The organism is Myxococcales bacterium (assembly GCA_016716835.1).
Lineage (GTDB): Bacteria > Myxococcota_A > Polyangia > Haliangiales > Haliangiaceae > JADJUW01.
In genome coordinates this window covers 84,727-108,094 of sequence record JADJUW010000001.1, presented here as the reverse complement: position 1 = coordinate 108,094, position 23,368 = coordinate 84,727, and the positions used below count along the sequence as shown (strand labels likewise).

Genomic DNA, 23,368 nt, shown 5'->3' with positions numbered 1-23,368 from the left:
GCCGGAGAGCCGCGGCCGCGCGCCGTGGTATAAGGCAGGCGGAATTCACATGAAAAAACATACCGTTGTTGCAGTGGCTTTAGCGTGGGTGGGCGTGGCGCAACTGAGCTGCCGAGGCACGCTCGAAGGCAAACAGCAGGTGGCCTTTGCCCCATCGCAAACCCAATCGCAAGGCCCGATCGAGGTTCGTTTTTATGAGCCGGTCGTCACCGCGGAGCAGGTCGGCACGCCGATCGCCGCTGGCGACATCAGCATTGAGCCATCGCTGGAATTTACCGCGCAGTGGCGCGACCGCCAAACCCTGGTTATCGAGACCGGTGGCAAATTGGTCGGTTCCACCGCCTATCGCGTAAAAACCCTCGGCGCGCTGGCGGCGCTGACGAAGGGCTACGAATTTTCCTTCATTCACCAGCCGCTCGTCGTCTACGGCATCACCAGCCGCCGCAAAGATAGCCTACCAACCCGCGGCGAGTTTGCCCTGGCATTTAACCAAGACGTCAACGCCGCGGATGTCGCGGGACACTGCCACTTGCTGACCGAAAACCAGACCAAGCTGCCGGTCGTCGTCGCCGATGGCCAGACCAAGAGCGATGTCGTCGTTTTGCGCGCTAAAGACGCCCTAGCTAAGAACACGAGCTACCGCATGGCCTGTCGCGGGCTTGCCGGGGCTGCGGGCCCTGCGCCCATGGTCGGCGAGTACCTCGAAATCATCAAGACGCGGCCCGATTTTGCCATTGCCGAAACGTCCCCCACGGGCGGCAGCGAGGTCGACCCCGACGAAACCACGGTTGAAATCACCTTCTCGACGCCGGTCAGCCTCGAGGCCGTGCGCAAAGCGATCACGACCACGCCGGCGCTCGAAGGCGCCAATGCCGGTTGGCTGAGCGATGACTATACCTATCGCTTCAGCGGTGAGTTTGACACCAACACTAAATATCGCGTCGCGCTGACGGGGCTCAAAGATGTCGATGGCGAGGCGCTGCCGCGCGACTTTCAGCTCGAGTTTGCCACCGGCGACGCCAAGCCCAACGTCACCATGGACACCGGCATCTTCGTGCTCGAGGGCTCGGCCAAGGGTTATCCGATTTGGTCGCGCAACGTCACCAACTACGACATCGCCTGCGCGCCGATCGCGGCGCCGAAGTTGGCGAGCATTCTGACCGCCGACATCGACTGGCAACCCTACCCAACTGGCCCCCGCAACGTCGCGCTAGCTTGGACCAAGCTTGGCTTAGTTCCCGCGCAGCATCAGCATACAGTCACGGGCTCACCCAATCGCTGGCAGCGCAATGACCTTAATCTGGGGCAGATCTGTAGTGGCGGCAAGGCTGGCGCCAAGGGTGTGTACCTCGCCGAGCTCCATGCGCCGCAGGTGCCTCGCGATGAAGATCGCCCGTGGCGATCGCCACAACGCCAGCGCGTGCTGATCAACGTCACCGACATGGGCGTCTTGCTCAAGGTCGGCGGCGGCTCAAGCATCGCGTGGGTGACGGACTTGGCCACGGGTGCGCCACAAGCCGGGGTCGCGATTTCGCTGTTTGACAAAAAAGGCAAGTCGTTCGCACAGGCGGTGACTGACGACCAAGGCCTCGCGCGACTGCCCGGATCGTCGGCGATGGCGGCTGCCGGCGCCTCCGAAGAAAACTGGTACGCCCCCACCATCTTCGCCGTCGCGCAAAAAGGCGATGACACCGCGGTGGTGAGCACGCAGTGGAACGACGGCATGGAGGCGTGGAACTTTGACATTTCCAGCGATCGGCTGGCCACCGCAACCCGCATCCGCGGCTTCATCCAGAGCGATCGCGGCATCTACCGCCCCGGCGATACGGTGCATTTCAAGGGCATCGCGCGCCAGATCGCCAAAGACGCGCCACCGCGCGTGCCGGCCGCCAAGAATGTCGCGGTGGAAATCTCCGACAGCCGCGGCACGGTGATTTCCAAGCAGACGTTAAAGCTTAGCAAGTACGGCGGCTTTGGCTTTGACCTGCCGCTGATTGCCGACGCCGCCCTCGGCGACTATGCCGTGCGCGCCAAGCTCGAAAATCAAACCTTTGTCGAATACTTCTCGGTCGAAGAATATCGCCCCGTCACCTTTGAGCTTGGCATTACCGGCAAGGAAGGCGGCCATCGCCTCGGCATGCCGCTCGAGGCGTCGCTGAAGGCAAACTACCTCTTTGGCGCGCCGGTCGACGACGCCGAAGTCGCGTGGAGCGTGCGCCGTCGCAATAAGTGGGTGAGCTTCCCTGGTTTTGACGGCTTCTCGTTTGAAAAAGGCGAGCGCTGGTACGAAGAATATAGCGATGAGTATGGCGACTTCATCGAAGAAGGCAGCGGCCGTACCGATGCCGCCGGTAACTTTGCGCTCCTCGTGAAAGATGGCAAAACGGAGTTTGACGGCCCGCAAGATTACGTGGTCGAGATGCGCGTCACCGACGCCAGCACGCAAACCGTCGCCAAGAGTTCGGTCATCGCCGCCTACTATGGCGACTACGTGCTCGGCGTTCGCAACGAAAACTGGGTCGCACCCGCCGGCAAGCCCTTCACGGTCGAGCTCGTAGCGCTCGACGAAAAGGGCACACCCGTCACCACGACCGCGCGCCTGTCGCTGGTGCGCTCGTCATGGGAATGCCGCCGCATTGGCATGGTGCAGATGCGCAGCGACTGCGAAGAGAAACAAACCGTCGCGATGGTCAAAGACCTCAAGGTCACCGGCATCACCAAGGCCGAGCTCGTCGGCAAGTTGCCGGGCTCGTACTCCATCCTCATCGAATCAAAAGATAGCCGCGGCCGCAGCATCGCGGCGAGCAGTGGCATTTGGCTAACCGGCGCCGGCGAAGGTGGCTGGGCCTACAGCGACGAATCCAAGATGAAGCTCATCGCCAATAAGCGCGACTATAAGATCGGCGATACCGCGACCATCGTTGCGCAGAGCGACTTTAAGCGCCCCACCGCGCTGCTCACCATTGAGCGCGACGGCATTATCGAGGCCTCGGTGCAACGGCTCGATAGCGCCAGCCAAGCCATGATGGTGCCGATCAAAGACCAATACGCGCCCAACGTGTTTGCCAGCATCGCCTTTGTTAAGGGCCGCACCGGCGCCGCCGACGAGGAGCGTCCGCGCCTGCAAATGGGCATGGCCACCCTGCCCGTCGACGCGTCGAGCAAGGAGCTAACCGTCGATATCAAGCTCGATCGCGCCGAGGTAAAACCAGGTGAACTCGTCACCGGTACCATCACCGTGTCGTCGCGCGGCAAACCCGTTCAAGCCGAGCTTTCGTTAGCAGCGGCCGACGAAGGCGTGCTGCAACTCATCAATTATCAGACGCCGAACCCCATGAAACGCTTCTATGCGCCATTTGGCCTTGGCGTCGACAGCAGCACCAACCTCGGCCGCATCGCGCGCCTGCGCGACAAGAAAAAAGACGCGGACGGCGACGAGGGCGGCGACGCCGGCAGCAACCCCGGGCGCGTCCGCTCCAAGTTTGTCGCCTCGGCGTACTGGAAGGCAGCCGTGGTCACCGACGCCAAGGGGGTGGCCACGTTCTCGTTTAACGCGCCCGACAATCTCACCGCCTATCGCGTGATGGCGGTCGCTGCAGACATTGGCGAGCGCTTTGGCGCCAGCGACAAGCGCTTTACCGTGAAGAAGCCGCTGATGGCGATGCCGGCGCTCGCCCGCGTTTACCAACCAGGCGATCAAACCTCGATCGGCGTCGTGGTGCACAACTACACCGGCACCGCGGGCACCGCCAAGGTGGTCGCGTCGGTGACGGGCCTGACGCTTGCCGCTTCCACCAAGGAAGTAAAGCTCCCGGCTAGCGGCTCGGTGGCGGTGTATTTCCCCGCCACGGTCAGCGACGTCAAAACCAGCACCGTCGGGTTTGCCGTCTCCATGGGCGCTGAACAAGATGCGGTCCAGCTCGAAATTCCGGTACGACGCCCGCGCACAGTTGATATCAAGACCGCGGCGAGCGGCAAGATCGCCGGCGGCGCGTTTGAATTGCCGCTGCGACTCGGCGCCGGCACGATTGCCAGCGAGAGCGAAGTGCGCCTAACGATCGATCGTACCGGCATGGCCGATTTGGAGCCGGCGTTGCGCTACCTGGTCGAGTACCCTTATGGCTGCCTCGAGCAAACGCTGTCGCGCTTTATCCCACTGACCAAGGCCAAAGATTTGGCCGAGCAGATGGGCATCGAAAGCCTGCCTAAGGCCAAGGTCGACGAGTTTCTCGCCGCCGGCCTCGCCAAGGTGGTGCGCCACCAACAATACAATGGCCACTTCTCGCTGTGGCCAGACTCTGAGCCCTACCCTCACCTAACGGCCTACGCCATTTTTGGCCTGCGCGAAGCGCAGAAGGCAGGGCTGAAAGTCGATACGGCGGCGCTGGATCGCGCATACGACGCCATGCGGCAATACCTCGGCTCGCGCGAGGCGACCAAAGATCGCGGCGACTTGGCGACGGCGGCGATGGGCGCGTATTTGCTCGCCGAGCGCGGCAAGCTCGATGCGAAAATCATCGACGCGCTATGGGACAAGCGCGCCACCATGCCAGCTTACGGCCTGGCTTTTCTGTGGCGGGCGCTCGCAATGTCCAAGGCCAGTCCGGCGCGCTTGATTGAAGCGCGCCTGCTCGTGCTGCAAAAACTCGCGGTCGGCACCACCAGCGCCTCGGCGATTGCCGATACCTGGACCAATTCGCCGTTCTACATGACATCCGACACGCGCGCGACCGCGATGATTCTCGCCGCGGTCAATGAGATCGACCCAACCAGCGACCTCGTGCCCAAGCTGGTCCACGGCCTGCGCGAGGCGCGCCGCGGCTCTCCGTATTGGAACAATACGCAAGAAAACCTATGGTCGCTGATCGCCATCGCGGACGTCGCGCGTCGCACCGCGGATGCCACCGCAACGGTGACGATCAAGCTCGGCGGGCGCGTGCTCGCGACGCAGGTGATTGCCGGCAACAAAATCTTTGCGATGAGCGTGCCCGGCAAGGACGCCAAGGGCACCCTGCGCCTCGAAAGCAGCGAACCCTTGCACTATGGCGTGCGCCTGGTCGAGGTCAAGCGCGACCCTGGCGACGCGGTGGCGCAAGGGTTTACGATCACGCGCGAATACCTCTCGGTCAAGGGCGTGTCCTTACCGCGCGCGGCCAGCGGCAGCGGCGTCCAAGTGCTCGCCGGCCAGCCGGTGCGCGTCCGCCTAACGATCAAGCTCGAGCGCTATACCAATTGGATCGCCGTGGTCGACCCGCTGCCAGGTGGCCTCGAAGCGGTGAATCCACGCCTGGCCACCAGTGAAGGTGGCGGCGATGGCGAGGGCGGCTGGCAATGGTCGCATAGCGAGATGCGAGACGATCGCGTCATGTGGTTTGCCGACCGGCTATCGCCAGGCACGCATACGCTGGAATACCTAACCCGCGCCACCACTGATGGCACCTTCACCAACGCGCCGGCCACCGTCGAGGCGATGTATCAGCCCGAGCTGCGCGGCCGCACCGCGGCGAGCACACTCGTCGTGACGCGCTAGGTTGGCGTGCTGGCGAACGCCGAGTCGATGTCGTCTCGCACGCGCAAGGCGTTGCGTGTGGCGACATGGGGGGCCTCGCTGCTCTTGTTGCCGCTGGCCTTGGCCACGCACGCCGCGCTGCTCATCGCGCTAGCGTGGCCGGCGCCCACCGCGTTGCTGGCTACGCGCGGGGAAGCGCTGGTAATTTTAGATCGCCACGGCGCCGAGCTGGCGAGCCTGGCCACTACCCCGGGTGGCAGCAGCCGCAGCGCGTGGTTGCCCCTCTCGGACGTGCCGACCATCGCCATGGCCGTGGTCCTTCACAGCGAAGATGAACATTTTTGGCAACACGGCGGCATCGACGGTCGCGGCATCGCGCGCGCGCTTTGGCTCAATGCTCGTGCCGGGCGCATCGCGTACGGTGGCTCGACCTTGACGATGCAGGTCGCGCGCATGCTGATCTCGGCCGGGCAGCGCCGCAGCGCCGGCAATAAGGCCGCCGAAGCCTTGCTCGCGCTGCGCCTCGAACGCGCGCTAAGCAAGCGCGAGATCCTCGAGCAATGGTTTAATCGCGCGTATTTTGGCAATGGCGCGTATGGCCTCGCGGCCGCCGCTCAGCTGTATTTTGGCAAGGATGCGGAGATGCTCAGTTCGGCCGAGGCCGCGCTGCTCGCCGTGTTGCCGCGCGCGCCAGGACGCTACGATCCGCTGATGCAACTGCAAGCGGCCACCGCGCGCCGCGACGCCGTCATCGCGCGCCTACAGCGCAGCGGCCTGCTTGGCGTCGACGAAGCCGCGGCCGCCACCGCGAGCATCGCCGTATCGCGCCACGAACACCCCGCGACGCGCGCGCCACATTTTGTCGCGTGGGTGATCGAGCAGCTGCCACCCCACGTTCGCGCAGGCGGCGGCGAGGTGACCACCACGCTCGACCTTGCCCTGCAAGAACGGCTCGAGCGCGCGCTCGCCATGCGCCTTGAGGCCGTCGCCGAGTTCGGGGTGCGCCAAGCCGGCTTGGTCGTCCTGGATTCCAGCACCGGCCAAGTCTTGGCGATGGTCGGCTCGGCCAATTGGCAGGGCGAGGATGGCCAGCTCAATATCGCGACGCGCCGGCGCAACCCTGGCTCGGCGCTCAAGCCCTTTGTCTATGCCGCGGCGCTCGAGCGCGGCGATACGCCGTTCTCCATTGCCTACGATCTTCGCGACGTCTCGGCCAACTACGTCGTGCCGTCGGCCGGCGTCGAGCATGGTCCGGTGACCTATCGCGAGGCGCTGGCTGGCTCGTACAACTTCGCCGCGGTCGATGTGCTCGAGCGCACCGGTATTGGCACCGTGATGACCCTACTTAAAAAAGCCGGCGTCGCCGACCTTGCGGGCGACCCGCGCGACTATGGGCTGCGACTCGCGCTCGGCTCCGCCAAGGTGCGACTGGTCGATTTAGTCGCCGGCTTTGGTTTTTTGGTGCGCGGCGGGGTCGTGCGGCATGTGGCCGCCACTATCTCAGTTCAAGCCCGCGGCGCCCAGGCGTGGCGTCCACCGCAGGCCAGCGAAACGCGCGTCGTCAGTGACGCAACGGCATGGCTCGTAATGGATATCTTGGCCGACCGCGACGCGCGCGGCCGCGTGTTTGGCCGCGACAATCCCTTTGATCTGCCCTTCGACGTCGCCGCTAAGACCGGCACCATGCGCGGCTTTGCCGATACCGTGGCCGTCGCCGCCACCGAGCAGGTGCTCGTCGGTGCGTGGGCAGGCAACTTCGATGGCCAGCCATCACATGGCGCGCTCGCGATGGACGTTGCGGCGCCGCTGGTGCGCGAGGCCTTGTTGTCGCTACATGCCGCGCGGCCGCTGACGCTGCCGCCGCGACCTGCGAACATTATCGGCGTGCAGGTGTGCGCAACCTCTGGCATGAAGCCCGGGCCGCATTGCCCGCGCCAGCGCGCGTGGGCGCAGCAAGGCGGTGAGCCTACGCACTCATGCGATTGGCATGATGCGGCAACGGGCCAGCTGCGCTACCCGCCGCGCGCCGCGCGATGGGCACGCGCGCAATGGGCACGCGCGCAATCGGCACCCGCGCCATCGGCTGAGCCGTCGCAACCGGACGCGGGGTCGGATGCGGCGCCGCCGCCAACGCCGTAAGCTCGGTGCGCACGTCACTAGGCAGCGCGCCCCATTCTTCGCCCGTTAGCACCACCCCACCAACGACAATATGCCCCATGTCACCAATGTCGCCGCGCCTACGTCAGTGGGCAAGTTTCTGCGGTCTTCGCCGCGCAATTGCCCACAACGGCGCAGGCCTCTCATGCTAGGGTCCGCGGCCATGCGCTTACGTTTCTTCATTCTTTGCGCGATTCTGGCGATCACCGCCTGTGGCGAAAAACCAGCCCCGGCCCCCGCCACCCAGCCCCCGAGCGAGACCAAGGGCGATGCCACCCCCGATGCCGGTGCGCTCGCACCGACGCCCGTCGCCCCACCCATTGGCTTGACCGTGGCCAAGCCGGGCGCCGAGCCGTTACGCCTGATGAGCTATGGCAAGCTTGCTCCGGTCAGCTTCGAGCTGACAATTGACACCGAGACCCGCACCAAGTCCGGCAATCTCGTCTCGCCCACGATTGTTGTCGCCGGCTCGCTAACCCCAAGCATCGAGGGCACGTCGGGGCAGCTTCACTTTAAAATTGCCAGCGTCACCGCGCGCGATCGCGAGCGCCAACTCGTCGAGGCCGCCGCCATCAACTTTTATCTCAAGGGATATAAGCCGCCCTCGTTCGTGCTCGGTGTGACCAGTGCGGGCGATCTATCGCCCGACACCAGCACCTGGAAGTTTCCCGAGATGTTGTTTAACCAAGAACAAGCGCTCCACGACATCATCGCCAAGTGGACGTTGGTATTTCCGGACGTTGCCGTTGGCCATGGCGCGGCCTGGACGCACGCCAAAAACGATGTCGTCAACGGCGTCGCCCTGGTCCGCACCTCCGAGGTGCGTCTGATCGAGCCCGAGGAGGCGGGCAAAAAGCAGGGCCAATTGCTCGCGCAGGTTGATTTCGCCGAATCCGCGGCGCCCCAACAAGCAATGATCGACGGCGCACCGCTAACGATCATAAGCTATGGGGCCACGGGCACCATCAGCTATACCTACGCCGATGTGGGCAGCCCTTGGTGGGCGCCGAGCAAGGGCACGTCAACGACGACGCTTGTGTATGACAATCGTGGCACCGAGCAAATGATCGTCCGCACGACCAGCTGGTCGCTCGCGCCGGTCGCCAAGGCCCGCAAACGCTAGTGCCGTGATATAATTTCTCAGATGATCCGCCCCGCGTCGACGAAGCTGCTATTGCTCGCCTGCATGCTCGGGGGGTGCGGCAACCGCTCGAGCTCAAACGCCAACGGCACCGACCCAGGCAAGGTCGATGGTACGCCTGCGGCACCCGATGCCGCTGGGGGTATCGCGCCTCTACCAATCGACGCCGCGCCAGGCACGGTCTCCGGCGCCGGCATCATCAAGCCCCCGCGCGAGCTGCCGCCCTGGCAATCATCGCTGCCCGGCACCCTCAAGGTCATCTCGCCTGGAACCGGCAAAAAAGAAGTGCTGCGCTTTGCGATCGCGCCCGGCACAAAACAGCGCTCGCTGCTCGAAGTTAAGATGGACCTTGCCACCGCGGGGCCGGCGTTTCCTCGCCCCACCGTCGTTATGGAGTTCAACACCGTCGCCGGCACGCCGGTGGAGGGCGGCGTGAGCTTTGCGCAGACCTTCACCAAATTTTACGGCAAGGAACGCGAAAAATCTGCCATTCCCGCGAGCATGGCTACGGAGACCCTTTCCACGTTTGCCGGGCTAACCCTCGCCGCGCTGCTCACGCCCGAGGGTTTCTTGCGCGGCGTCAAGGTGACTTACCCCGAGGCCATTCCCGACGAGGCCTTGCCAACCGCGCAGGGGCTGCTGCGCAGCATCGAGAAGGTCCTGCCGCAGTTGCCAAGCACGCCGATCGGCGTTGGCGCCAAGTGGCAAATCGTGCAGGTATTCGCGCAAGACGGCGTCGAGGTCAAGATGGTTAGCGACATGCACCTTGTCGCCAAGCGCGGCAGCCAGCTCACCATCAAGGGCACCTCAACTATGCATGCGCCGCCGCAGACCCTTGAACGCGATGGCGAGCGTGTTTACGTGAGGGGCGTCAATGGCGACGGCGTCATCAAGGTAGAGATGGACCTGCAAAAGCCCATGCCATCGGTCGAGCAGACGGTGAACATGGACATCGATCTGGTCATTACGTTTCGCAGCAAGATGCAACTCGTGCTCACGTCTGACTAGTGGGTTTAAGACAAGAAGGGTTTTGAGACGCGATCTACGGGCCTTTGCCCGGGTCGCACACATCGCCGTAGTGGATGCAGCCAAAGCCATCGGCCGCCAGGCACACGTGATAGTTACCGGTCGCCGCGTACCGCACGCAGGGTTGCGCCGGCGCCGCCACGGGCTTGACCGTTGCCCAGTCGAGCTCCTCCCCCGTGCCTGCACCGGCGCCGGCCGGTCCTTGGGTCGCGGGCGTCGCGGTTGATGCGGGCGGCTGGTCGACGTGGGGTTTCGCACAACTGGCGCCAACCATGGCGACCGTGGCAAGCACGAGTGCACGACAAGTCGTTGGGCGCATGCGCGCACCGTAGCGCGCGCCGCGTTGGTTTTAAAGGGGCCATGCGCTAGGATGCCCTCATGTTTCGCTCACATCGTATTTTGCGGCATGCCGCCCTTGTCTGGCTGGCGTGTGCCGCCGCGTGGCTTGGCCTTGGTTGTGACAACGACGCCAAGGCGCCGCCATCGCCGTGCAATCCCCTGGGCCTCAATCACTGCTTAACGCCATGGCCATCGGCGTATTTCGAGGTTGCCGACGCTACGACCGTAACTGGCAAACGCGTGGCGCTTACCGCCGCCGTGTTGCCAAGCAACGTGGCGGGCGAGGCGACCGACCCGACGCCGTGGAATGCCGCCGATGGCTTTTCCGCCGCGGCGCCGATGGTGATGTCCTTTCCCGCCGGGGTTAGCGTTGACAACCTCGTTGGTCACCACGACATGGATGCCAGCGTCGACGATGCCAGCCCCACGCTATTGCTCGACCTGACCACCGGCCAGCGCGTCCTGCACTTTGCCGAAGTCGACGTCCAGGCGCCTACCGTCGCCGAACGCGCCTTGCTAATTCGCCCCGCGCGCCGCCTTACGCCAGGTCATCATTATGTGGTGGCGCTCAGGCGCACGCTGCGCGATGCGGCCGGCGAGGAACTTGCGAGGCCAGCAGCGTTTGCCGCCATGCTCGCCGGCGACGGCGGGACGCTAACGCCTGGCTATGCGGCGCAACTCCGCACGGCGATCGATGCCATCGTCGCGGACGGCACCGCCGAAGATGACTTGTTGCTGGTCTGGGACTTCACGACCGCCTCGGACGACTTTGTGCGCGGCGATGCGCTCTCCGCCCGTGACCAAGCGGTCGCCGCGCTTGCCGCCACGCCGCAAACGTTTGAGATTAGCGAAACATTTACCGCCGAGGCGCCGATCGAGTTTATCGCCGACGGCTGGTTTGACGCGCCGCTTTTTCTCACCAACGACGGCGATTTCGACGTCGAGACTGTGCTCGCGCGCGCGGCGGATGGCACGCCGGCGTATGGGGGCATGTATCGCGTGCCGTTTACCGTCGTCGTCCCCATGTGCGCCAAGACGGCCAAGGCCCCAGTTGGGATGCTCGTCTTTGGCCATGGGCTAATGGGCCTGGCAAGCGAGGCCCGCACCGGCACCCTACGCGATACGGCCGCGGCGTTGTGCATGGTCATGATTGCCACCGATTTTCGCGGCATGTCGACCCGCGACATCTCTTCGGTGGCGCTGACGCTCAACAACATTGGCCGCGGCAGCGCGGTCTTTGAAGTGCTCACGCAGGGCATTGTCAACAATATCGCGCTCAGCCATATCGCGCGCACCGTATGGCCGGAGGCGCTGTTTGCCTACGACCACGACGACAACAGCAAAACGCCCGACGTGTCGTATGTCGACCCGACCAAGGTCTACTATTACGGGCTGTCGCAGGGCCATATCTTCGGCACGACCATCGTTGCCTACGATCCGTTCATCACGCGCGCGGTGCTCGGCGTCGGCGGCGGCAATTACTCAACCTTGCTCGAGCGGTCGACCGACTGGCCTGGGTATCGCGACATAATGGTTGGCGCGTACCCCAACGCCCTAGATCGCACGCTCATTATCAACTTGCTGCAGCAACGATGGGATCGAACTGAAACCGCCGGCGTTGCCAGCGATGCGATTGCCGGCACTTCCTTTGGTAACGAGCCCAAACAGTTCTTGCTGCAAATGGCGCTGGGCGACGACCAAGTGCCCAACCTCGGTACCGAATGGCAGGCGCGCACCATGGACATGCCCGTGCTGCTGCCCTCAATGAAACAGCCGTGGGGCCTAACCACCTTGAACGATGGCGATGGCGCCGGTGCCAGCGCGTTGGCCATTTACGACATTGGTTCGCCGCCGCCGCCGTACACCAACGTCCCGGCGCCGGACACCGGGGCGCACTATGCGACGCGCGGTCAACCCGCCGCGTGGCGCCAGATGGTCGAATTTTTTGCCACGGGCGTCGTCGCCAATCATTGCGATGGCCCGTGCCTTTGCGCCATTGACCGCTGTGAGTAACGAGACCGCGGCGCCGGCGCAACCCGCGGCCTTGCGCATTGGCGAGGCGAGTCTCTCGCGGCCTGCGCTCGCGGCTGCCATCGCCGCCTATGGCCGATGGCTGGTCGAGGTTGGAAGCAAGCCCGGCGATGTCATCGCGGTCGCCACCGAGCCGACGCTCGACGCCTGTGTCGCGCTAATCGGCACCTTGCTGCACAATCGCGTCGCCTTGCCACTCGATCCAGCGCTCGGTGCGGTCGAACGCGCTCACATCGTGAACGATGCCAAGCCGACGCTGCTCGTCAGCGGCGCGACAAGCTCGTGGGCAGCCAGCGCCGACGATGCAGACGCGATGCTGCCCAGTCTGCCCGACGCCGATCGCCCCGCGCTCTTGCTTTACACGTCCGGCACGACCGGGGCGCCCAAGGGCGTCATGCTCACCCAACGCAACCTCGCGACGAATCTGCGCGATCTAGCCGCGGCGTGGCGCCTCTCACCACAAGATCAACTCGTCCATGCCCTGCCGCTCTTTCACGTCCATGGCCTCGTGCTTGGGTTGTACGGCGGCGTATTTTTCACGCGGGGCCTGCATTGGCTCCCCAAGTTTAGGCCCGAACTTCTGCTCGCGGCACTCGCCGAGTCGGCGCCTGGCCATGCCGTGCTTTACGCCGTGCCAACCATGTACACGCGGCTGCTTGATTATATCGAGGCGGCGGCGACTCCCCATGAAACCATCAAGCCGCTCGCGCAGGCACGCCTCTTGGTGAGCGGCTCGGCGCCCTTACCGATGCGCGAACATGAACGCATGCAGCGCCTGACCGGCCGCGGCATCGTCGAACGCTATGGCATGACTGAAACTCTAATCACCTGCGCGGTCACCGCCGAGGCCCCCGATCCAGGGTGGGTGGGACCACCGCTGCCATCGGTGGCGCTGCGCCTGGTCGACGAGCATGGTGCCGAGGTAGCGCGCGATGGCGAGACCTTCGGCGAAATTCAAGTTCGCGGCCCCAGCATTTTTTCGGGGTATATGGGCCTGCCCGAGGCGACGACGGCAGCGTTGCAAGATGGCTGGTTTGTCACCGGCGATGTGGCGTGCCAGCGCGCAGACGGATCGATTAAAATCGTCGGCCGTACTTCGACCGACATCATTAAGTGCGGCGGTTACAAGGTTGGCGCCGGCGAGGTCGAGGCCGCGCTGCTTACCCACCCCGCCGTCGCCGAGGCCGCCGTGTTCGCGCTCCCCGATCGCGATCTCGGCGAGTTGGTTGCAGCGGCGATCGTACCGCGCGACCTCAGCGCAGACGAGGCCGAGCTCGCAGCCGAGCTCACGACCCACGTCGCCAGCGTCTTATCGGCACACAAGCGCCCGCGCCGAATTGTCGTGCTGCCTGCGCTGCCGCGCAATGCGATGGGCAAGGTGCAGAAAAAACACCTCGCGGCGTTATGCGGGTGACGCGGTCGACGTCGCGGCCGAGGTCGCAGCCAACGCCGCCTTGCGCGCCTCATACTCAATGCGCGCTTTTTGTAAATCGCCCATGAGGCCCATAATGAGCCGCGGATCGGTGAAGACATTTAGGTTGGGCGCCAGGCCTTTGGCGTAGCGATCGAAATAAAGAAACTGCTTGGTGATGAGGATAAGCTCGCGCGGCAGGCGAATCTTGTGCTTGGTGACGGCCGCCTGGATCTGCGGGATGACCTCGGCGTAGTTGAGCTTGCCAAACGCCGTATCGCGCATCGGGGCGTAGACCGCGCCCAAGTCCGCGACCAGGCGATCCATGTCTAGGTCCGGCGGCCGCCGATCCGCCAGCTCCAGCACGATCTCGGCGACGCGCTTAAAATTACCCATCGCAAAGGCGACCATGTATTCCGAGATCAGCCACTTCTGCGCCTCGCCGTAGCGCCCGACAATCCCGAAATCGAGGAAGCCAAGATCATCGTTGTCTAAGATCATCAAGTTGCCGGCGTGCACGTCGCCATGAAAAAAGCCGTGGAACACCACGCACTGCAGCCACGCGCGCAGACCGCTAACCAGCTGCGTCTCGCCATCAAGCCCGCGCGCGCGTATGACGTCAAACTGATCGACGCGCACGCCGCGAAACCGCTCCATCACCAACACGCGATCCGTCACCAGCTCCGCAACGGGCCGTGGCGCGCGAATGTTGCCGTGGCCGTGTTGCGCCATGATGTCGTTGAACTGGTTTAGGTTCGCCGCCTCTTTTTTAAACGACAACTCCTCGCGCATCGTCGCCGCAAAATCATCGACGATGCCGACGGGATTGGCGATTTCGGCGCTACGGCGGAAGCGCTCGGCCGTGCTCGCGGCAAAGCGGAGCAGCTTCATGTCAGCCTCGGTTTGCTTGTCGATGCCAGGGCGCTGCACCTTGATGACGACGTCTTGCCCCGTCGCGAGCGTCGCGCAATGCACCTGCGCGATCGAGGCCGAGGCCAGCGGCACCGGCTCGATGGTCGCGATCAAGGAGGCCTTGTCGCCCAATTCCTTGGCGATGGTCGCCGTGACGACGCTATATGGAATCGGCTTGACGGCATCGAGCACCTTCTGGAACTCTTTGACATACGCGTCGGGGAACAGCCCAGACGACGACGCGATGATCTGGCCAAACTTCACGAACGTGGGCCCCATGTCCTCGCAGAACCGCCGCATCAGGGCGGGGCGTGTATAGCGCTCGTAGGGGCGTCCGGTCACCTTGCACGCCAGCCACCGCAGCCCCAGCGCATCCGCCAACCACAGGCCGCCGTAGCGCAGCGCGGTCAGCGTGAACACCCACATCCGCCGCGTGGCGCCAAAGGCCAGGCTGAGCAGCAGCAGCGCCGCCAAGGCGGCAAGCAGGTAGGTTCCCATGTCGGTTTGATCGTAGACAAGCGCGCCACAATCCGCCACCAAGGGACGTGCCAAATCGCGGCGATTCGCTACACTGCCGGCGTGCTGACCGAAGATTCTCGCCACTTGTCCTCGCGGCTCGGGCGCGCGGGTGTTGTCGCCTTGCTGCTGCTCGCGGGGTGTGAAACCTTTCCGACGCCGGCTGAGCTGCAAAAGCCAACCGTCATCGCCGTCGTCGCCACCCCTCCGATCGCCAGGCTCGGTGAAACCTCGAGCCTGCAAATCGTCATGGTCGACGAAAACGGGCCGCTTCAGCCCAGCGACGTGACGTGGACGCTACGGCCGACGTACTCGGGCTACGAAACCATCGGCACCCTCGAACCGGGCGACGTCGGCGAAGCGGTCTACCGCGCGCCGGCGACGCTGCCCGAGCTGCCGGCAAACGCCCTGCCGCTCGACACCTTGGCCATCGAGGTATCCGGCGGTGGCGCGACCATCGATGTTATCAAGCTGATGGGCGTAGCCGACCTTGAGAGCAGCAACCCCGAGGTTGAACTCCTCGCCGATGGCGCGCCGGTGATCGACGAACTCACCGTCACGCGGGATGGCACCTTCGTGCTCTCACTCGTCGAGGCCCCCGACGCCGGCGACGACGCCCGCTACGCTTGGTACAGCACCTTTGGCACTATCGAGAAGTATCAATCCAATCCAACTGAAATCGAAATTGATGCCGATGAAGACGTCACCGAAGGCTGGTTGCACGCCGTCTACCGCGATGGCCGCGGCGGCGTGGCGTGGCGCAGCGTCCGCCTCGTGCTTGCCCCGTAAATGACAAACTCTGGCCAGCCCACCCCGCCAAACGCCCCCTTGGGCGCGGCGAGCGTTGCCGCAGGCCCGTACACCGTGCGCGGTATTTCGGTCGCGGGCATCTATACCTCCATTGCCGTGCCGCAGCTCGATGCGCTGTTTGACATCGGCGTCGCCATGCGCTCGTCGGCGGGTTGCAAGCACCTTTTTTTGTCGCACGCCCACGCCGACCACATCGGTGCCCTCGGCGCCCTGCTCGGCATGCGCGGCATCTTGTCGGGGCTGCCGCCACTGCGCATTTTTTTACCCGCGGAGATTGTCGATGACGTCACCGCCATGCTTGCACCCATGTCGCGCATGCAGCGCTATGGCTTTGCCTTCGAGCTAGTCCCGATGCTGCCTGACCAAATTGAGCCGCTCTACGCCGACCTCTCGGTCCAGGCTCATCGCACCTTTCATCCGGTGCCGTCGCTGGCGTTTTCGTTGCGCCGCACCGTGCAGCGCCTGCGCCCCGAATTTTCCACGCTGCCCGGCCGCGAGATTGCCGAGCGCCGTCGCCGCGGCGATGACCTATTTACCCCACACACCGCGGTGGAAATCGCCTATGCGACCGATACGCTGGTCAACGTGCTCGACGGCACGCCTGCCCTCGCGGCGGCCCGCGTGCTCATCTTGGAATGTTCTTTCCTCGACGAACGCAAGGACGTCAAGACCGCACGCGCGGGGTGCCATATTCATCTCGAAGAGCTAATCGAGCGCGCGAGCCTGTTTACTGGCGAACACCTGGTGCTCATGCACCCCAGCCAGTTGTTTTCCCCGGCAGCGGCGCGCGCGATCATTGAGGCGAGGCTAGCGCCCTTGCTGACGCCAACGGTGTCGCTGCTCGCGCCTACCAGTGGACCGTGGTTTGGTTAAGCGGAGTGGCCGCACAAGTAACGCACCAACGCCGCCGCCTTGGCGCCAAGGCTCTCGATTTCGATGTATTCGCCCGGCGTATGAAAGCCTTGGCCGCGAGGGCCTAAGGCATCGATCACCGGCACGCCGATTGCGGCGACGGTATTGGCATCGGAGCCACCGCCCACCAGCGGCGACATTTCATCGCCTAACCCCTCGGCACGCGCGCAGACGGCATACGTGGCGTGCAGCGCCAAACTCGCCGGCGTTGGCGCCAACGGCGCTCGCACAAAACCACCAATAACCTCGATCGTCGTTTCGCTGCCCTGCGCGACGCGCCGTGCGATCGCGTGAATGGCCGCGATAAGCGCCTCGCCATCCGCAAGCCGCTCGCAACGCAAGTCGATGTCGCAGGCGGCGTGCGCCGGCACCGTATTGGCGCTGGTGCCGCCGCGTACCGTACCGACATTTACGCTAAGGCCGGTGGCCTCATTGGTGAGGCCTGAGACGGCGTCGATCACCTTGGCCAACGCCCAAATCGCGTTGCGTCCCGTCAGCAGCGCATTGCCCGCGTGCGCCGCCTTGCCGGTTACGGCCAGGGTCACCTTGCCGGTGCCCTTGCGCGCGACGACCACTTGATCGCGCTGCCGCCCCGACTCAAAGACCAACGCCGCGGCCGCCCCGCTTGCCAGTGCCTGCAACCACGCCGCGCTATCGCGCGAACCGGTCTCCTCATCGGCCACCGTCACGAGCGCGAGCGGCGTATGTTTCAAGAGCTGAGCCTGCTGCATCGCCAGCAGCGCGCAGCGCACGACGAAAAAGCCACCCTTCATGTCGAGCACGCCGGGGCCGCGCGCGATGAAACGATGATCTAGAGTTGTCTCGCTGTAGCCCTCAAACTCGCCGGGCGGAAACACCGTATCGTGGTGGCCAATCAGCAGCACGCGCCCGTCGCGTGAGGCGTCCCATGCTGGGCTAAGCCATGCGACATGATCGCCGCAAGCTCCGCCGCTGCCGATGCGCCGCTCTTGCCGCCAGCCAAGCGGCGCGAAGTCGCGTACGAACAGCGCCGCCATTGCCTGGCAGCCTTCGATATTGCCAGTAAAAGAATTCTGCGCCACCCATGCCGCCAACACGTCGCGCGTGGTCGCGGCTAGGTGATGCGCGGTTGCAACGGCTGTCGCGACTTGCTCGGCGTTCATGGCGATGCCAGCCTATCACGCCGCCGGCGCACCCACTGCCCCCCCGCGATCGCTAGACACGCTAGCCACGCCGCCACACCAAGCCACCACATGGCCACCGCGACATGCCACCGCGTCGGTTGATACGTCCATTCAATGAACGACTCACCCGCTGGCACGGCGACCGCGCGAGCTACGCCGTCCGCGCGCGCCACCAGGGCGGGCTTGCCATTGACCGTCGCTGACCATCCTGGCGCCCATGCATCGAGCAGCACGGCGTACCCCGCGGCCTCGTGCTGACATCGTTGCGTCACCGCTGCGGCGCGTTCGTGGGTGATGTTGCACGCGCCAACACGAACGCTCGGTCCGGCGTCACGTGCGGTTGCGGACCCCGACGCCACCGTGGCGGCATCAAGCGCGACGAACGAAATGGGACGTCGCGCTAGCCCGACGGGAAAGATCGCGGGCCATACATCGGCGGCTGACATCACCTCGACGTTTGACGTGACCAAGGCGCGCGGCCTTGCCGTGGCGGTGCGCACCAGCGACCAGCCGTCATACTGTGCCAAGGCCTCGAGCCCACTCGCAATCACCGCGGAGCTCGGCACGATCGCGTAGGCAAGCCCCATGCGATCGATGAACTGGCCCATTGACCCAGCCGCGTGCCCGATCGCTTCGGCGAGCGCCGCATCATACCGCGCCCCGGCCTGGACATTGTGCGCGCCAAGCTGCGTGCCCATCGCCGCATATAAGCTATGCAGCGCGCGACGGAAGGCCGCATCAGGTGGCGCCTCGTCATCAAACATGGTCTGACCGCGAAGCACGCGCTCGCCGCCGCGCGTTGGCGCCAACCCGACCGGCCATAGCGCGGGTCTCATTGCGATCGTCTCGCGCAAAATGGTTGGTACCTGGCGCGCGTGCGCGAAGACGAGCAGCCACGTCACCGCGAGCGCGCCAAGCCCAAGCGGCCGCATTGGCACCCTTACCCGAAAAACGCGCCACGGCACCAACGCCTCAAGCGACCAAACTGCACAGCTCGCCGCGACCCACGCGGCCAGCGCAAGGCACAGCGCGCCGTCGACGCTGGGGCCCGCGAGCAAGTGCAGCGCCATCGCGCCGGCCACCGCGCCGCCGACGAACACCAACATCGCGGCGTGGCGCGGCAACGTCAGCAGCGCCACTACCAAGAGCGGCGCTAGCACCACCAGCTCGCCAACCCACGCGGCAAGCTCGGCAAGCGGCACAACCCGCGCCGCCACCATCCACTGCGGCGCCGCGAGCAAGCCGCCGATCACCACGCTAAGCGCGGCCCCGCGCAGGTCGCATCGCCGCGTCACGAAGCCGAAAACCAGCCACAGCGCCGCGAACACCGCAAAGAATGCGATCTGCCCTGCCAGCCCAACCGCCGCCCATAGCAGCGCCGCCATTGCGATGCGTCCAAATCGTCCGAATTTCGGACTGATGACTTGGTCGCCGTAGCCCGGCCCTGCCATCATCATCAACCACGGCACGTGCGCCCAGGCACCGAGCGCCCCCGCCAGGCCCAGCGTCAACCACGGGATCGCGATCGCGCTGGCGCAACCCCAAAGCGCACTCGCGAGATCGGACGCACCGCGCTGCCTCGTCCATAGCGCCGTCCCGAGCGCGAAATAGACGAGGTGCAGCAGCACGATTACGTCGTGCGCACGCGTCGTTGTGGCCAACCACGTGGTCGGATACAGCGCGTCTGGCCGCGCCGCCTCCAGCAGTGGTACGCCGAGGCCAACGCCCTGCCACCAAAATGGCCAATGTCCTTGTTGAACGTCGCGCGCCACCGCCAATGCGGGCGGCACGACGTGGGCGTGATAATCGAGCGACAACCACGAACCGCCACCGAGCACCACCGGCGCAAACGCAACCGCGACGGCCGCACACAGCAGCGGCAACACAAACAGGACGTAGCGCCCCGAATCCATCGCGGCGGTGTAGCACGGGTGGCCGGATCATGCATCATGCAGGGGTGCGCGCCGTTGCCACCATGCTCGCAAGCTGCCTCTGGGCCACCGCCGCTGCATGCGGCGAATCATCGACATCGGTGGACAAGGCATCTACGACGTGCCACGACGCCGTCAGTCGCACCATCACCCTCGGCGAGTCGGCCCTCGCCACCCTGCCCGCCGCCCAGCGCCACGCCAGCGCGCAGGCGCTGCCGCCGATGCGCGACGCGATGATGCAGCGATGCCGCAATGAAGCCTGGCCCCTGGCGACGCGCCGATGTTTCGTCGCCGCCGCCACGTCTGCCGATGTCATGGCGTGCGACCTCACTACCCGTGCGCGCTAACTTGAGATTTCGCGAGTTCTGCCGCAGAGTGCGGCGATGGCGCTAGAAATCGAACACCAACACGCGCTCCCCGAGCCCGAAGCCAAGGCGCGCCTCGAAGCCCTCGGCGAGTACTTTGCCAACCGCCACAAGCTTAAAATTGCCTGGCCGTCGCCAAGCAAGGCGACCGTGAGTGGCAAGTACGCCATGATCTCCATCGTTGCCGAAATCGAGCTGGCCGGCCCAGGTCGCATCAAGCTGCGCGGGCCCGACCCCGGCTTTCTCATGCGAAAAAAGGCCGAGGAATACCTGCGCAAGAAGCTCACGACGTATCTCAACCCCGCGACGCCGCTCGCTGACCTCGATCGCGGCTAAGGCGTCAACCTACGCCTACGCGTCGCGAAACGTCGCCATCACCGGGGCGTGATCGCTGGCACCTTCGCCCTTGCGCTCGTCGCGATCAATCTCGACCGCCGCCAGCAACGCCTGCGCACCCGCGCTGCATAGCACGTGGTCGATGCGCAGCCCCTTATCGCGGAAAAACGATGCGCCTCGGTAGTCCCACCAGCTAAACGCGCGCGCCTCGGGATAGAGCGCGCGAAAGCCGTCGCGAAAACCGCATGCCAAGAGCTCTTCGAGGCGCTGACGCTCCGGCGTCGAGCACAACACGGCTTCGCGCCACGCCGCGGGATCGTGGACGTCGTTGTCGGCGGGTGCGATGTTGAAATCGCCACACAGTGCGACGCGCGGCGCGGCCTGCGTCTCGATTTTTGCGAGCGCGACCAAGCGCGCCAACCACGCCAGCTTGTAGTGATACTTGTCGCTACCCACTTCCTGCCCATTTGGCACGTAGAGACTATAAACGCGCCAGCCCGCGACCGTGGCACCGATACATCGCGCCTGCGCGTCATCGCCGCCGTCGCCAAATCCGCGCCGCACGTCGGTCATTGGCGCTTTCGCCGCGATGGCCACCCCGTTATACGACTTCTGCCCATGAAATTCGACGTGGTAGCCAGCGTCCTCCAGCAGTGAGCGGGGGAATTTGGCATCTTCGACCTTGGTCTCCTGCAAACACAACACATCAGGCGCGTGCGTGGCGAGCCAGGCCGTCACGCGGGCGGCACGCATGCGCAAGGAGTTGACGTTCCAGGTCGCGATCTTCACGTCGGCGGTTGTAACAGGGCGCCCGCGCCGCGCCAAGCGACGCCAGAATGTCGATTGCATTCGCCACCGCCGGGCGGCATAGTGGCCGCGTGTCCCGCCGCGTCGCGCTGCCGCTCAGCTTCTCGCTCGTCCTCGCCTGCTGTTTGGCCGCCTGGCCGAGCGCAAACGGCGCGTTTGCCAACGGCCGATTTCCTGCGTCGACCACGATTTCCACGCGTCCCGGCGCGCCAGGCGAGCTGTTTTTAGGCGTCACGTTTGGCCTGCTAATTAGTCGAGACAGCGGCGCCTCCTTCCGTTGGCTTTGCGAAAACGCGGTCGGCTATGCGGGCGTATTTGACCCTAAATATCGCGTCGCAGCCGATGGAACCATCTACGCCACAAATTTTGACGGCTTGCGCGTCAGCCGCGACGGCGGTTGCAGCTTTGAATTTGCCGCGATGGCGGCGCCTCCAGGCTCGCCCGGCGCCATTTTCGACAAATGGGTCGATGCGATCGACGTCGCGCCAAGCGGCGACGTCTGGATCGGCACGGCCGACGGCGGCAAGCCTAACGATGTTTTCCGCTCCGAGGATATGGCGCACACCTTCAGCCCGATGGGGCTTGCCTCAAGCCAGGTTTGGTACAAGAGCATCGTCTCCGGTCGCGATGGCGCGCGGCTCTACGCCTCCGGGTACCAAGTCACGACGGCCGATCCAAATTGCACCGATCCCGATCCGCAAATCTGTCCGCCGCTGCCGCCACGCGTGCGCCTCTATCGCACCGACAATCCGACCGCCGACAAGATTGTGTGGACCGAACTAGCGATTGACAATATCCCCTTCGCGACCACGCCGCTTTTTCTATTTGATGTGGTCCACCCCAGCGACTCACAGATTATTTATGGCCGCTCCATTGGCGCCAACAATGGGGGCGACGTCTTGCTCCGCTCAGCTAACGGCGGCGCTACGTGGACCGAGGTCCTTTCGCTCGCCGAGCCGATGCGCGCCGTCGCGATCCGCGCGTCGGGCGAGGTTTGGGTCGGCACACTCTCACAAGGGATATTTATCGCCGCCGATGGCGTAACGTTTGCGCCCTTGGCCGATAGCCCATCGGCTGCCTGCCTGGGCGTTGCGGGCGACGGCAAGATGCTCGCGTGCGGCGCTAATTGGGAGCCAAATTTTTTTGCGCTTGCCGCCAGCGAAAGTGGCGACAGCTGGCAGACCCTTGCGCGCTTTTCACAAATCAAGGGTCCATTGATGTGCCCGGCAGGCACCGTCGCCCACGATACGTGCGCCCAAACGCTGTGGCCGGCGATCGCGGAGCAATTTGGCATTGAGCCTTCGCCTGATGCCATGCCCGATGCGCCGATCTCGACGCCGCCAAGCAAGCCGTGTTGCAGCGGCGCCGGCGCGACGTCGTCTCTCTTCGCCGCAGCCATCGTAGCGATCTCGATTGCGCGCCGTCGACGCCGTCATCGTCCTATTTAACGCACCCGGCTTGCAATTAAGGCGCCCTGCCTCACAAGATGGCGCCATGAAGACAAAACTTTTGATCGCGACCTTGGTGTTTACGCCATCTCTTGCCTTCGCCGGCGGCGAAGATGGCTCCCTCGGCGTCGGTGCCGAGGCTGATATTGCCGGCCGCGTCAGTGGTCTTTCGATGACGTACAACATGGAGAGCTTCCACGTCGGTGGCTTGCTCGGCTTCTCGGACGCCCCAGATCCCGCTGGACTTGGCGCCGACGTGTCGTCGTTTACGATTGGCGGCCGCGGTTATTACCACGTCGCGTCGACCAGCGCCTCAGATTTTAGCGTCGGTGGCGGCCTCTATTTGCAGCACACCAAATATGATCTCCCCGGTGATGACGACAGCACCGACGCGCTCATCTTGGATCTCGGCTTCCAGATTCGCGCGTTTATAACCCCCGAGGTTGCGCTGAGTTTTACGGGCGGCCTCAACGTTGGGGCGGCTGATGCGGACGGCGTGGTGCTGGCGGGCTCGCTCAACGGCGGCGCCGGCGTACACTACTACTTTTAACGGC

Annotated in this window: 17 protein-coding genes; 12 read left to right on the top strand and 5 right to left on the bottom strand. The window is 64.7% G+C overall.

The genetic code is table 11. The annotated features are described in order from the left end of the window. Window positions 1-94: 94 nt before the first annotated feature. From IPL79_00455 to IPL79_00440, 4 genes are all read left to right on the top strand, one after another. Window positions 95-5,530 carry an Ig-like domain-containing protein gene (locus IPL79_00455; GenBank protein MBK9069470.1) on the top strand — a complete coding sequence of 1,812 codons (5,436 nt, stop codon included), beginning with the start codon at window positions 95-97 and terminating at the stop codon, window positions 5,528-5,530. A gap of 6 nt (window positions 5,531-5,536) precedes the next feature. After that, on the top strand, window positions 5,537-7,648 hold the full coding sequence (locus IPL79_00450) for a transglycosylase domain-containing protein (GenBank protein ID MBK9069469.1): 2,112 nt from the start codon (window positions 5,537-5,539) through the stop codon (window positions 7,646-7,648). A gap of 181 nt (window positions 7,649-7,829) precedes the next feature. After that, the gene (locus tag IPL79_00445) at window positions 7,830-8,789 is read left to right on the top strand and encodes a hypothetical protein (GenBank protein MBK9069468.1); all 960 of its coding nucleotides are present in this window, start codon (window positions 7,830-7,832) and stop codon (window positions 8,787-8,789) included. Between the two features lie 21 nt (window positions 8,790-8,810). Then, on the top strand, window positions 8,811-9,815 hold the full coding sequence (locus tag IPL79_00440; protein MBK9069467.1) for a hypothetical protein: 1,005 nt from the start codon (window positions 8,811-8,813) through the stop codon (window positions 9,813-9,815). 34 nt (window positions 9,816-9,849) lie between these two features. Here the strand turns inward: IPL79_00440 and IPL79_00435 are convergent, their stop codons facing one another. Further along, entirely contained in the window at window positions 9,850-10,152 is a 303-nt protein-coding gene (locus IPL79_00435) for a hypothetical protein (protein MBK9069466.1), read from the bottom strand. Window positions 10,153-10,211: 59 nt separating this feature from the next. On the opposite strand from IPL79_00435, the gene IPL79_00430 reads away from it, so the two are divergent. Together IPL79_00430 and IPL79_00425 are read left to right on the top strand one after the other, a co-directional pair. Beyond that, window positions 10,212-12,185: a hypothetical protein gene (locus IPL79_00430; GenBank protein ID MBK9069465.1), complete on the top strand. Its 1,974-nt coding sequence runs from the start codon at window positions 10,212-10,214 to the stop codon at window positions 12,183-12,185. Next, entirely contained in the window at window positions 12,148-13,617 is a 1,470-nt protein-coding gene (locus IPL79_00425) for an AMP-binding protein (protein MBK9069464.1), read from the top strand. The genes IPL79_00430 and IPL79_00425 overlap by 38 nt, the downstream gene beginning before the upstream one ends. Here the strand turns inward: IPL79_00425 and IPL79_00420 are convergent. After that, window positions 13,606-15,024 (bottom strand): AarF/ABC1/UbiB kinase family protein, encoded by a 1,419-nt coding sequence (locus IPL79_00420; GenBank protein ID MBK9069463.1) that lies wholly within the window; start codon window positions 15,022-15,024, stop codon window positions 13,606-13,608. The two genes, IPL79_00425 and IPL79_00420, sit on opposite strands and share 12 nt — an antisense overlap. 81 nt (window positions 15,025-15,105) lie before the next feature. On the opposite strand from IPL79_00420, the gene IPL79_00415 reads away from it, so the two are divergent. Both IPL79_00415 and IPL79_00410 read left to right on the top strand, forming a co-directional pair. Then, window positions 15,106-15,831: a hypothetical protein gene (locus tag IPL79_00415; GenBank protein MBK9069462.1), complete on the top strand. Its 726-nt coding sequence runs from the start codon at window positions 15,106-15,108 to the stop codon at window positions 15,829-15,831. Continuing rightward, on the top strand, window positions 15,832-16,725 hold the full coding sequence (locus tag IPL79_00410) for an MBL fold metallo-hydrolase (GenBank protein ID MBK9069461.1): 894 nt from the start codon (window positions 15,832-15,834) through the stop codon (window positions 16,723-16,725). Here IPL79_00410 and IPL79_00405 read toward each other — a convergent pair. Continuing rightward, on the bottom strand, window positions 16,722-17,906 hold the full coding sequence (locus IPL79_00405) for a M20/M25/M40 family metallo-hydrolase (GenBank protein MBK9069460.1): 1,185 nt from the start codon (window positions 17,904-17,906) through the stop codon (window positions 16,722-16,724). The genes IPL79_00410 and IPL79_00405 overlap by 4 nt on opposite strands. Further along, window positions 17,903-19,840 (bottom strand): hypothetical protein, encoded by a 1,938-nt coding sequence (locus tag IPL79_00400; protein ID MBK9069459.1) that lies wholly within the window; start codon window positions 19,838-19,840, stop codon window positions 17,903-17,905. Before IPL79_00400 ends, IPL79_00405 begins: the two co-directional genes overlap by 4 nt. 44 nt (window positions 19,841-19,884) lie before the next feature. Between IPL79_00400 and IPL79_00395 the strand changes: the two genes are divergently transcribed. Both IPL79_00395 and IPL79_00390 read left to right on the top strand, forming a co-directional pair. Then, entirely contained in the window at window positions 19,885-20,205 is a 321-nt protein-coding gene (locus IPL79_00395; protein MBK9069458.1) for a hypothetical protein, read from the top strand. A 36-nt stretch (window positions 20,206-20,241) separates the two neighbouring features. Beyond that, on the top strand, window positions 20,242-20,559 hold the full coding sequence (locus IPL79_00390) for a polyhydroxyalkanoic acid system family protein (protein ID MBK9069457.1): 318 nt from the start codon (window positions 20,242-20,244) through the stop codon (window positions 20,557-20,559). A 15-nt stretch (window positions 20,560-20,574) separates the two neighbouring features. On the opposite strand, the gene xth is transcribed toward IPL79_00390, so the two are convergent. Then, complete coding sequence (gene xth / locus IPL79_00385) at window positions 20,575-21,348, bottom strand: exodeoxyribonuclease III (protein ID MBK9069456.1); 774 nt, start codon at window positions 21,346-21,348, stop codon at window positions 20,575-20,577. Between the two features lie 89 nt (window positions 21,349-21,437). Here xth and IPL79_00380 point away from each other — a divergent pair, with 89 nt between their 5' ends. Beyond that, window positions 21,438-22,814 carry a hypothetical protein gene (locus IPL79_00380; GenBank protein MBK9069455.1) on the top strand — a complete coding sequence of 459 codons (1,377 nt, stop codon included), beginning with the start codon at window positions 21,438-21,440 and terminating at the stop codon, window positions 22,812-22,814. A gap of 46 nt (window positions 22,815-22,860) precedes the next feature. After that, on the top strand, window positions 22,861-23,364 hold the full coding sequence (locus IPL79_00375; GenBank protein MBK9069454.1) for a hypothetical protein: 504 nt from the start codon (window positions 22,861-22,863) through the stop codon (window positions 23,362-23,364). The last annotated feature ends 4 nt before the right edge of the window (window positions 23,365-23,368 follow it).

Bases quoted from the DNA above. Each gene is read 5' to 3' on its own strand.
- IPL79_00405 (MBK9069460.1), bottom strand. From the start codon at position 17,906: ATGAACGCCGAGCAAGTCGCGACAGCCGTTGCAACCGCGCATCACCTA.
- IPL79_00400 (MBK9069459.1), bottom strand. From the start codon at position 19,840: ATGGATTCGGGGCGCTACGTCCTGTTTGTGTTGCCGCTGCTGTGTGCG.
- IPL79_00420 (MBK9069463.1), bottom strand. From the start codon at position 15,024: ATGGGAACCTACCTGCTTGCCGCCTTGGCGGCGCTGCTGCTGCTCAGC.
- IPL79_00390 (MBK9069457.1), top strand. From the start codon at position 20,242: ATGGCGCTAGAAATCGAACACCAACACGCGCTCCCCGAGCCCGAAGCC.
- IPL79_00430 (MBK9069465.1), top strand. From the start codon at position 10,212: ATGTTTCGCTCACATCGTATTTTGCGGCATGCCGCCCTTGTCTGGCTG.
- IPL79_00425 (MBK9069464.1), top strand. From the start codon at position 12,148: ATGGCCCGTGCCTTTGCGCCATTGACCGCTGTGAGTAACGAGACCGCG.
- IPL79_00445 (MBK9069468.1), top strand. From the start codon at position 7,830: ATGCGCTTACGTTTCTTCATTCTTTGCGCGATTCTGGCGATCACCGCC.
- IPL79_00440 (MBK9069467.1), top strand. From the start codon at position 8,811: ATGATCCGCCCCGCGTCGACGAAGCTGCTATTGCTCGCCTGCATGCTC.
- IPL79_00410 (MBK9069461.1), top strand. From the start codon at position 15,832: ATGACAAACTCTGGCCAGCCCACCCCGCCAAACGCCCCCTTGGGCGCG.
- IPL79_00375 (MBK9069454.1), top strand. From the start codon at position 22,861: ATGAAGACAAAACTTTTGATCGCGACCTTGGTGTTTACGCCATCTCTT.
- IPL79_00435 (MBK9069466.1), bottom strand. From the start codon at position 10,152: ATGCGCCCAACGACTTGTCGTGCACTCGTGCTTGCCACGGTCGCCATG.